We start from the raw sequence: 9649 nt of genomic DNA, 5'->3' as shown, positions 1-9649 counted from the left end.
TCCCGATGTCGTCTTGGTTGATGGCCGGTTTCGCGCGGGTTGTGTTCTTGCGACGGCCTTCAATTGCACCCAGAAAACGCGCGTTTTGGTGGATGACTATATGCGCAGACCCAGCTATCACCGAGTTGAAAAATACGTAGGCACGCCGCGCCTTGTAGGCCGTATGGCTGAATTCGAAATAACCCCAACGCCGATCCCAGCACAGCATTTGCTAGAGATCATCACACTCATGCAGGACCCATATTAGGGCCGCTAAACGAACACGAACGAGGATGAATTACATGTTGAATATCAAAAACTTGCACGTCTCTCTTGAAGAAGAAGATAAGCAGATCCTCAAGGGTGTGGATCTAACGGTTGAAGCCGGCAAAGTGCACGCGATCATGGGGCCAAACGGGTCTGGAAAGTCCACATTGTCTTATGTGCTCTCTGGTAAAGGTGGCTACGTCGTCGCTGACGGCAGCGCCGATATGGAAGGCGTTGATTTGCTAGACATGGAGCCGGAAGAGCGCGCAGCAGCGGGTCTTTTCCTTGCGTTCCAATACCCAGTGGAAATCCCAGGCGTTGGCAACATGACGTTTCTACGCACAGCCGTGAACTCCCAGCGCAAAGCGCGCGGCGAAGACGAGATGAGCGCGACAGAATTTCTAAAGGTTGTTCGTGAGCGCGCGAAATCACTTAAGATTGATGCGGATATGCTGAAGCGGCCTGTGAACGTTGGTTTCTCTGGTGGCGAAAAGAAGCGCAACGAGATCCTTCAAATGGCGATGCTTGAGCCTAAGATGTGCATCTTGGACGAAACGGATTCGGGTCTGGATGTTGACGCTATGAAATTGGTAGCAGAGGGCGTTAATGCGCTGCGCTCAGAGGGCCGTGGGTTCTTGGTCATCACGCACTATCAGCGTCTGCTTGATCACATCAAGCCTGACTACGTTCACATCATGGCCAATGGTCGTATCGTGAAAACGGGTGGTCCTGAGTTGGCTCTTGAAGTTGAACAGAACGGCTACGCAGACATTCTGGCTGAGGTGGCTTAAATGGCAGTTGCACAGACTAATATGGACGAAACCACTGAGCGCCTGAAATCGCTTGCTATGCCTCAAGGCGGGTGGAGCACAGCAGGTCGCGAAGACGCTCTGTCGCGCTTGATCACCATGGGCCTGCCGCAGCGCCGCGATGAATATTGGAAGTACACGCGTCCCGATACGTTGGTTCAGGACACGGTCATTGAAGTATCCGTCCTAGAGACCGATGAAGAGGCGGTTTTCAAAACTGTCGACAGCCTTAAGATCGTTTTTGTGGACGGTGTGTTTGATGCCAATGCATCTGATGATCTTTCGCTTGAGGGTGTAACGATTGAACGCCTGTCTGAGGCGGGCAGCGACATACACTGGGCTCAGGGTTTATACGGTGCGCTTGAAACGGGGGGTCAAACGCCTGTGCAACGTCCACTTGCTGCGCTGAACACTGCTTTTGCAACAGACGGTGTGTTGATCCATGTGACGGGCAAACCAAGCAAGCCGATCAATATGATCTACACCCATGTAGCCAAGACGTCTGACGCGATACTGCACCACGTTGTTAAGGTGGATGCGGACGCACAAGTGACTGTGCTTGAAAACGGTCCTGCGGCTGCGCGCTTCAACAAATGCATCGAAGTCGACATTGCGGACGGTGCCAAGTTTCATCATGTGCGCACCCAAGGGCGTGACCACGAGCGCCGCGCTGTCACGCATATGTTTGCGCGCCTTGGCGAAGAGTCCACGTTCAAAAGCTTTACACTAACGGCCAATGGCGTGCTGACGCGCAATGAATGTGTGATCGAACTGACGGGTGACAACGCCCATGCAACCGTTGCTGGTGCGGCGCTAGGCGACGGCGATTTTCATCACGACGACACTGTTTTCATCACCCATGATGCGGTGAACTGTGAAAGCCGTCAGGTGTTCAAAAAGGTTCTGCGCAACGGCGCGACAGGTGTTTTCCAAGGTAAGATCCTTGTGAAAGCGGGTGCGCAAAAGACCGATGGTTATCAGATCTCCCAAGCCCTTTTGCTGGATGGGGACAGTCAGTTCTTGGCCAAGCCCGAGCTGGAAATTTACGCGGATGATGTTGCGTGTTCACACGGCTCTACCTCTGGTGCGATTGATGAGGATGCGTTGTTTTATCTGCGCTCGCGCGGTGTGCCGCAGGGCGAGGCAACGGATATGTTGACATTGTCGTTTCTAGCCGAAGCCGTCGAAGAGATCGAAGATGCGGGTCTCGCGGAAGAGATCAACGAACGCCTTGCCGCATGGCTGGCGCGTCGCCGCAGCTGATGCCTGTTTCGTCAGACATCGTCGCAACCTACAGAGGTCCACGCACAGCGATTGCGCGGATCCTGAGCACGGGCCAACGTGAGGATCGCGCTTTGATGATCCTTATGTCAGCGTGCTTGATCGCGTTTATCGCGCGTTGGCCTGCATTGGCACGTCAAGCGCATATTAGTGGTGAAGACTTGAATATGCTGTTGGGTGGCGCGCTGCTGGCGTGGTTGTTCATTGCACCGTTGGCGTTATACGCGATTGGTGCTTTCACGCGGATCGTGGCGAAAGTTCTACGGGGCAAGGGCAATTGGTACGGCGCACGCATGGCGCTGTTTTGGGCGTTGCTGGCATCATCACCACTTATGTTGCTTAATGGCTTGGTCGAGGGCTTGATTGGCCCTGGGCCTGGCTTGCAAGTGGTTGGATTCCTCTGGTTTGTTACCTTCATCTGGTTCTGGGTCTCAGGCTTGATCGAAGCAGAAAGGCCGAATTGATGTTGAACGCATTTCTTAATCTTGCTGTGCGTACGGTAACCGAACCGCGTTCGGTCGCTGCTGAGCTTTTGGCAATGCGTTTGGATCGCACCATGCTGATGATGGCACTTGGATTGGCAGTCGTTTTGAACACGATCGTTTACCAGCTGTCCTTATTGGCCGCGCCGCCCACAAGTAACTTGCCAATTCTGTTCACATCTGCGCTCATTTTCGCTTTGTTTATCGGCCTTGGCCTTGTGCTAAGCATCGTGTCCGTCACCTATGCGGGTCGTTTTCTGGGTGGCAAAGCCACGTTAGAGGGCATCATGACGTTGATTGCTTGGCTACAATTTTTGCGCTTTGGATTGCAGCTTGTCACCTTTGTGCTGATGCCAATTATTCCAGGACTCGTTGGATTGCTTGCGCTTTGTGCTACGCTATATGGTATGTGGTTGTTGTTGCAATTCATTGATGTTGCTCATGAATTTTACAACTTGTTTACAAGCTTTGGTGCGCTTGTTCTTGCGGGCCTTGGTATCATGCTGGGCCTTGCATTGGCGATCTCACTTTTGGGCGTACAAAATATGGGACTAACCCCTTATGTTTAATGTAGAGGCGATCCGCGCCGATTTCCCTATCCTGTCACGTGAAGTGAACGGCAAGCCGCTGATCTATCTTGATAGCGGTGCTTCTGCACAAAAACCACAGGTTGTTATCGATGCAATCACACGTGCGTACGCAGAAGAATACGCAAATGTTCACCGCGGGCTACATTTTCTAAGCAATCTTGCGACAGATAAATACGAAGCGGTGCGCGGCACAATTGCCAAGTTTTTGAACGTCGCTGATGCAGACCAGATCGTGTTTAATTCAGGCACGACAGAGGGCATCAATACCGTTGCTTACGGCTGGGCCATGCCTAACCTGCAAGCAGGGGACGAGGTCATTTTGTCGGTCATGGAGCATCACGCCAACATCGTGCCGTGGCATTTCTTGCGCGAACGTCAAGGAATCGTGATCAAATGGGTTGATGTGGACGCAAATGGTGATCTTGATCCACAGACGGTTATCGATGCGATCGGACCACGTACCAAGCTGGTGGCTGTGACGCATATGTCCAATGTTTTGGGCACGGTGGTTGATGTGAAAACCATCACAAAAGCAGCGCATGACCGCGGCATCGCGGTTCTGGTGGATGGATCACAGGCGTCAGTGCATATGCCCGTTAATGTCGACGACATTGGCTGTGATTTTTATGCGATTACAGGTCATAAACTCTATGGTCCCTCAGGATCCGGTGCGATCTTTATGAAGCGCGAGCGCATGGCAGAAATGCAGCCGTTTATTGGTGGCGGCGATATGATCCGCGAAGTCACGAAAGATGCGGTTATCTATAATGATGCGCCCATGAAGTTCGAAGCGGGCACGCCGGGCATCGTTCAAATGATCGGCCTTGGCGTTGCGCTTGAATACATGATGGATATCGGGATGGACGCGATTGCGGCCCACGAAGTCGATCTGCGCGATTACGCCAATGAAAAGCTGCGCGGTTTGAACTGGATCACTGTTCAGGGTAATTCAGCGACCAAGGGCGCGATCTTTAGTTTTACGATGGAAGGGGCTGCACACGCCCATGACATTTCGACGATCCTTGACAAAAAGGGGGTCGCGGTACGCGCTGGTCAACATTGCGCGGGGCCGTTGATGGAATTCCTTGATGAAACGGCCACATGCCGTGCGTCATTCGCCGTGTACAATACGCGCGCCGATGTGGATGCCCTCATCGACGCACTAGAATTGGCGCATGATTTGTTTGGTTGACGCCTATTGGTCGATAATAAAACCGTCTGCCATGATTGTCGTGTCAGATTATCCGTGGAAAATAGCGTTTTAAACAAAGGTTATTCTTAGTTTTCGATGAGAAAACATCCCATTGACCCTCAAAGGAAAGTGGGTTGAGTTGTACGTCTCTGAAGAAAAAATGTGATAAATTTGAAAGACTTGCTTTAGAATCTTAAGCAGCTGCAAACCCTGCCATTTTGAGGCGCGCGGGCGGAAAATTATTTCATTGCGGGACAGGGACGGCAAAGTTATACCGCCCCGACAAGGCACCCATAGCTCAGCTGGATAGAGCGCTGCCCTCCGAAGGCAGAGGTCGATGGTTCGAATCCATCTGGGTGCACCATTTCCCCTAAGTTAGATCGCGCGAAGTTCCATGTGGGGAACTCCGTTTGAGGTTTTCGCCTGCGCCACACCATCCTCGTTCAGGACAACATTCACTTGTTTGCGAGATGAACTGAAAGACGCGAATGTCAACGACATCTACGGCCTCATCAAAGATTACGGTGAGATACCAAAACCCGCCATTGGCAGCGTGCACAGCTTTCAGCGAACCTAGGAATAAATGCCCCAAGTATTGGCCAGCCACGCGTTGACCAACGTTCCAACCTATGGGTGCATTGGATTTGGCGACCGTGCTGAGCGTGTTCCAGTCGCGGTATCCTCATTGGCGCGCCACGGCTTCAAGGGCCATGCTTTGTGTGATTGGGGTTTGCTTTTCCGCCATAGCAGCGCGCAAACGTTTAGCTTGCGATTTCAGTGCATCGGGCGAGGGCACTGGCGTGCCATTGTGTGTCGTCGTCATTGGATAAGATCCCATTTGAATTATGGGTCACTGCGTTCTGGGGGTGTTCGCATTGCCACCATCTTGTGACCATAAGTCAAAAGGACGGGGTACGTATGAATGCTGCATTTACCAAAAGGTCACCTTTGCGAACGGCAGGAAGCAGCGCTCCTTAATGTCCATTTGGGTGGACGAGTGCGGCTTGTCTACCCCAGCGCGCGTCCAAATACTTGAAAAAACCGCTAAGGCGTTGTGACGACGCGCTGATAAAAAAGAACAGAAAGAGGAAAACATCGACGTTCTAAGATGGAGCATGTGAACATCTCCAACCCTATGAGTGTTACGAAGATCTGTGCGTAAATCGCCAAAGGCATCGGCGTCTTTTAGGAACGACGTGTTGAGGCCTGGAATACGTTTCTTTGCCGCGTGCTGCGCTGTTTTAAGCTGCACGTCTAGGTAGCGCAGCATGCTGTCTAGTTCGTGTTGAAAGTCGTCCATAACCTCAGGACATAGGGGCTGGGTTGGAACATTCCAAAGGACAGCGTTTGCATCTACTAATTCTGTGATGCGCTTCACCAACTCACGGGCAAGGGGCGCGCTGTCAATGTGATGAGGCAGCATTTCGCCGGGTATTGTTCCGACTGCTACACATACAATGTTAGGTCTGTCTTGGGCGCTAGGAATGTCTTGTAGAGCAATTCGAACTGTCTTAAAATCAATAAAATTCAAATGGTTACACTCCCAACTTAATAAATCAGCCCCAAGGTGTTGTGCAGTCTTGCTATTCAAGATCTCATTAGCCAATTCCGAAATGTTAAAATCGGGTTTGTCTGCACGCATGATCGCTGCAAATGTCGTGCAAGATTGAAATGTCATATTCGCCCTACCAGTTTTTCACTTTCCATCATTGTGGTTAACGAAGATGGCCGGATTAAGACGACTAGGAAGAAAATATACGCTCTTGATTGTATTTTTCAGGAAAAGCCTTTGAATATTAAGCTTTCCCTGCAAACTTTACGTGTAGTGACTTAGCCAGCGCGTTGCGCGGCATAAACAATTGCACGCAAATAATTGCCACTGTCATTCCAGCTTTTCAAAGCGTTGTAGTTCGAGGTTCCTTCACCGAAAGGTTGACCCGGTTTCCAACCGCTTTGACGCAACATATTTGCTGCGGTCGCAAGTGCATCGACTGCATTGTAGGGATCTGTTCGCCCATCTCCATTGCCGTCCACACGAAAGCGCAGCCAATTGCCTGCAAGGAATTGCATATGGCCAAGCTCACCAGAAGGACCACCGCCTTTTTGGGCAGGGACTATTCCAGCATCGATCATTTTCAGTGCCGCAATCGAATGCGGGTGAAACTTTGGATGACGGCGGCAATAGGATGATAACGTAACTGCACCATCTACGATTGGCGTTTTGCCCAAATAACCGCCCCAGCTGGTTTCAAGCCCCCAAATCGTCGCCAAAAGACCCGATGGTACGCCAAATCGTTTTTCGAGCGCTGCGAAGGTATTCTTGTTATTGGCGATCTTAGAACGGGTTCGCTTGATAAAGTTATCGGCAGAACTGCCAGACCGCTTTGCGAGAAACTTTGCAGGATCTCCTTGAAGTGTACCAGTTTGATTGCGCGGACTGGATTCAAAGCGCCACGTTATGCCCGACAAGCGTGCTTGGGACAATGCATTAAGACCACGCTGACCAACGCCTGCGGACTTCGCACTTTGTGCTAATGTATTTTTGTAATTACCAAATTGATTTTGATTTGTGATGCACTCCGCGGCGATGGCACTTTGGCCCACGATCAGCAATGCTGCCGTGATAAACAAACGCTTCATTTAACTTTCCCAAAACACGCAAATTTGGCTGCTATGTTACCGCTGAGTGATTTGGGAGCAATGCTAAAGTTTAACTTAAATATATTGGGCTGCGAGAATGCTTGCGACCATCACGATCAGTGCAAGGCGTCGCAAAAGCCCGATGGAGCGATGCTTCCAAGTGAACCGCGCTTTTTGGCGGGCGGCTTGTTTCGCTGTTATCTGTGCTAAGCGGCGCGCAAATTCCAACTGGCTTTGTTTCCAGCCTTCAAATGATGCCTTGTGACAAGCTTCAGGCAGCGTGCTGACGCTATATCCGCCGCTTTGGCGCAACATCAGAGATTTCAAAATTTTCTCGACGTTTTTTTGGTCAATCATATAGACGCCGCCACGGGGCGACATGTTGTTCATTTGGGGTGTATATGTCATTTTTCAAATTCTCTTTTTTGCTCGTATATCCAAGATTACAAACAAATTGGGACGAGGTTTGTTTCCAAAATGGAATTTGTGTGCCGAGTATCGGGGGATTGTGGCGCATCTGCCTCAATCAGCCCATACTGCTAAAACGACAAAAGGCGCTCCAAAGAGCCCCTTTTGAGATGTTTTTGATGTTTAGATTTTAGCAGGAATAGTACATACCATACTCAACTGGGTGCGGCGTGTGTTCGTACAATTCGACTTCTTCCATTTTCAACGCGATGTAACCATCGATTTGGTCTTGGGTGAACACGTCGCCCGCAAGCAGATAGTCGCCGTTTGCTTTCAGCTCGTCCAGTGCTTCGCGCAAGGACCCACAAACTGTTGGAATGTCCGCAAGCTCTTCCGCAGGAAGGTCATAAAGGTTCTTGTCCATCGCTTCGCCGGGATCGATCTTGTTCTTGATACCGTCTAGGCCAGCCATAAGTAGTGCGGAGAAGCACAGGTAGGGGTTGGCGGATGGATCAGGGAAACGTGCCTCGACGCGCTTAGCTTTTGGGCTTTCTGTCCATGGGATACGAACACAGCCTGAACGGTTGCGAGCAGAATAAGCGCGCAGAACAGGGGCTTCAAAGCCAGGGATCAAGCGTTTGTAGCTGTTTGTCGATGGGTTTGTGAATGCGTTCAACGATTTCGCGTGCTTCAAGATGCCACCGATGAAGTAAAGCGCTTCTTGGGACAGATCAGCATACTTGTCACCTGCAAAGAGCGGCTTGCCGTCTTTCCAGATGGACATGTTCACGTGCATACCTGTGCCGTTGTCGCCGTAGATCGGCTTTGGCATGAATGTTGCGGATTTGCCGTAGGCGTGCGCCACGTTGTGGATTACGTATTTGTATTTCTGAAGCTCATCGGCCTGTTTTGTCAGGCTGTCAAAGATCAAGCCAAGTTCGTGCTGGCAGGACGCGACCTCGTGGTGATGCTTGTCGACCTTCATGCCAAGACGCTTCATTGTTGAAAGCATTTCGCCGCGTAGATCTTGGGCTTCGTCAATCGGGTTGGTTGGGAAGTATCCACCCTTAAGGCCCGGGCGGTGGCCCATGTTGCCCATCTCGTACTCGGTATCCGTGTTCCACGATGCGTCTGTTGCATCAACTTCAAACGATACCTTGTTGATTTTGTTCTCAAAACGCACATCATCAAACAAGAAGAACTCTGCTTCTGGACCCATGTAGGCCACGTCGCCAATACCCGTTGCCTTCAAGTAAGCTTCGGCCTTTTGTGCTGTGCCGCGTGGGTCGCGCTCATAGGCTTCGCCTGTGTCTGGCTCGACAATGGAACAATGAATGCAAAGCGTTTTCTCTGCATAGAAGGGATCAAGATACGTTGTTGACGTATCAGGCATTAATTTCATGTCGGAGTTCTCGATGGATTTCCAACCTGCGATAGAGGAGCCATCAAACATGAAGCCCTCTTCGAGGAAATCTTCGTCAACCAAGTCGCAATCGACAGTGACGTGCTGCACTTTTCCGCGTGTGTCTGTGAAACGAATGTCCACATAGGCAACGTCTTCGTCACGGATTTGCTTTAGAACGGCTTCAATACTCATGCCTGATGTCCTCTTAGAGTTAATAATGTTGGGTGTGGTTTACAGCGCGTCCGGACCGGATTCACCGGTACGAATACGAATGGCTTGCTCAACGGGGCTAACGAAGATTTTTCCGTCGCCAATTTTATCCGTTTTAGCGGCGTTCACGATGGCCTCAATGGCGGCATCGACCTGATCGTCATCCAAAACAACGTCGATCTTCACTTTAGGAAGAAAATCAACGACATATTCTGCACCGCGATACAGTTCTGTGTGGCCTTTTTGACGACCAAAGCCTTTGACTTCGATCACACTAAGACCTTGGACGCCAACATCTTGAAGCGCTTCTTTCACTTCATCGAGTTTGAATGGCTTAATGATCGCTTCGATCTTTTTCATGGCGTGTCCTTCCAGTGAACTTCTGG

General features: G+C 50.7%; 11 protein-coding genes, 1 tRNA gene and 2 pseudogenes. 7 read left to right on the top strand and 7 right to left on the bottom strand.

All coding sequences use genetic code 11. The features are described 5' to 3' along the window. The 7 genes and pseudogenes from QZ279_RS10955 to QZ279_RS10925 all read left to right on the top strand — a co-directional run. Positions 1 to 247: pseudogene (locus tag QZ279_RS10955) on the top strand (hypothetical protein); the annotation flags it as partial. A gap of 34 nt (positions 248 to 281) precedes the next feature. After that, complete coding sequence (gene sufC, locus QZ279_RS10950) at positions 282 to 1037, top strand: Fe-S cluster assembly ATPase SufC (RefSeq protein ID WP_293450766.1); 756 nt, start codon at positions 282 to 284, stop codon at positions 1035 to 1037. After that, entirely contained in the window at positions 1038 to 2318 is a 1281-nt protein-coding gene (gene sufD / locus QZ279_RS10945) for a Fe-S cluster assembly protein SufD (protein WP_293450764.1), read from the top strand. Beyond that, positions 2318 to 2800, top strand: a complete 483-nt coding sequence (locus QZ279_RS10940; RefSeq protein WP_293450762.1) for a YIP1 family protein — start codon at positions 2318 to 2320, stop codon at positions 2798 to 2800. Before sufD ends, QZ279_RS10940 begins: the two co-directional genes overlap by 1 nt. Continuing rightward, positions 2800 to 3387, top strand: a complete 588-nt coding sequence (locus QZ279_RS10935; protein WP_293450760.1) for a hypothetical protein — start codon at positions 2800 to 2802, stop codon at positions 3385 to 3387. The genes QZ279_RS10940 and QZ279_RS10935 overlap by 1 nt, the downstream gene beginning before the upstream one ends. Beyond that, positions 3380 to 4600 (top strand): cysteine desulfurase, encoded by a 1221-nt coding sequence (locus tag QZ279_RS10930; protein WP_293450758.1) that lies wholly within the window; start codon positions 3380 to 3382, stop codon positions 4598 to 4600. Before QZ279_RS10935 ends, QZ279_RS10930 begins: the two co-directional genes overlap by 8 nt. Positions 4601 to 4887: 287 nt before the next feature. Beyond that, positions 4888 to 4964, top strand: a tRNA-Arg gene (locus QZ279_RS10925). An 11-nt stretch (positions 4965 to 4975) separates the two neighbouring features. Here QZ279_RS10925 and QZ279_RS10920 read toward each other — a convergent pair. From QZ279_RS10920 to QZ279_RS10890, 7 genes and pseudogenes are all read right to left on the bottom strand, one after another. Further along, on the bottom strand, positions 4976 to 5101 hold the full coding sequence (locus QZ279_RS10920; protein WP_293450770.1) for a glyoxalase superfamily protein: 126 nt from the start codon (positions 5099 to 5101) through the stop codon (positions 4976 to 4978). 52 nt (positions 5102 to 5153) lie between these two features. Then, positions 5154 to 5345 (bottom strand): annotated as a pseudogene (locus QZ279_RS10915) (glyoxalase superfamily protein); the annotation flags it as partial. A 186-nt stretch (positions 5346 to 5531) separates the two neighbouring features. Next, on the bottom strand, positions 5532 to 6242 hold the full coding sequence (locus QZ279_RS10910; protein ID WP_293450756.1) for a hypothetical protein: 711 nt from the start codon (positions 6240 to 6242) through the stop codon (positions 5532 to 5534). A 188-nt stretch (positions 6243 to 6430) separates the two neighbouring features. Further along, the gene (locus QZ279_RS10905; RefSeq protein ID WP_293450754.1) at positions 6431 to 7240 is read right to left on the bottom strand and encodes a lytic murein transglycosylase; all 810 of its coding nucleotides are present in this window, start codon (positions 7238 to 7240) and stop codon (positions 6431 to 6433) included. A 75-nt stretch (positions 7241 to 7315) separates the two neighbouring features. Beyond that, the gene (locus tag QZ279_RS10900) at positions 7316 to 7648 is read right to left on the bottom strand and encodes a hypothetical protein (RefSeq protein WP_293450752.1); all 333 of its coding nucleotides are present in this window, start codon (positions 7646 to 7648) and stop codon (positions 7316 to 7318) included. A 190-nt stretch (positions 7649 to 7838) separates the two neighbouring features. Beyond that, positions 7839 to 9245, bottom strand: coding sequence for a type I glutamate--ammonia ligase (gene glnA, locus QZ279_RS10895; RefSeq protein WP_293450750.1), 1407 nt, complete (start codon positions 9243 to 9245; stop codon positions 7839 to 7841). Positions 9246 to 9284: 39 nt separating this feature from the next. Next, positions 9285 to 9623, bottom strand: coding sequence for a P-II family nitrogen regulator (locus tag QZ279_RS10890; RefSeq protein ID WP_293450768.1), 339 nt, complete (start codon positions 9621 to 9623; stop codon positions 9285 to 9287). Between the last annotated feature and the right edge of the window lie 26 nt (positions 9624 to 9649).

This window comes from Planktotalea sp. (genome assembly GCF_018607965.1).
Taxonomy (GTDB): Bacteria; Pseudomonadota; Alphaproteobacteria; order Rhodobacterales; family Rhodobacteraceae; genus Planktotalea.
The sequence above is the reverse complement of the archived record's forward strand: the minus strand, read 5'-3'. Positions and strand labels throughout refer to the sequence as shown.

Coding starts and splice junctions, on each gene's coding strand:
- sufC (WP_293450766.1), top strand. CDS start 282: ATGTTGAATATCAAAAACTTGCACGTCTCTCTTGAAGAAGAAGATAAG.
- sufD (WP_293450764.1), top strand. CDS start 1,038: ATGGCAGTTGCACAGACTAATATGGACGAAACCACTGAGCGCCTGAAA.
- QZ279_RS10930 (WP_293450758.1), top strand. CDS start 3,380: ATGTTTAATGTAGAGGCGATCCGCGCCGATTTCCCTATCCTGTCACGT.
- QZ279_RS10905 (WP_293450754.1), bottom strand. CDS start 7,240: ATGAAGCGTTTGTTTATCACGGCAGCATTGCTGATCGTGGGCCAAAGT.
- QZ279_RS10890 (WP_293450768.1), bottom strand. CDS start 9,623: ATGAAAAAGATCGAAGCGATCATTAAGCCATTCAAACTCGATGAAGTG.
- QZ279_RS10935 (WP_293450760.1), top strand. CDS start 2,800: ATGTTGAACGCATTTCTTAATCTTGCTGTGCGTACGGTAACCGAACCG.
- QZ279_RS10920 (WP_293450770.1), bottom strand. CDS start 5,101: ATGTCGTTGACATTCGCGTCTTTCAGTTCATCTCGCAAACAAGTGAAT.
- QZ279_RS10940 (WP_293450762.1), top strand. CDS start 2,318: ATGCCTGTTTCGTCAGACATCGTCGCAACCTACAGAGGTCCACGCACA.
- QZ279_RS10910 (WP_293450756.1), bottom strand. CDS start 6,242: ATGCGTGCAGACAAACCCGATTTTAACATTTCGGAATTGGCTAATGAG.
- QZ279_RS10900 (WP_293450752.1), bottom strand. CDS start 7,648: ATGACATATACACCCCAAATGAACAACATGTCGCCCCGTGGCGGCGTC.
- glnA (WP_293450750.1), bottom strand. CDS start 9,245: ATGAGTATTGAAGCCGTTCTAAAGCAAATCCGTGACGAAGACGTTGCC.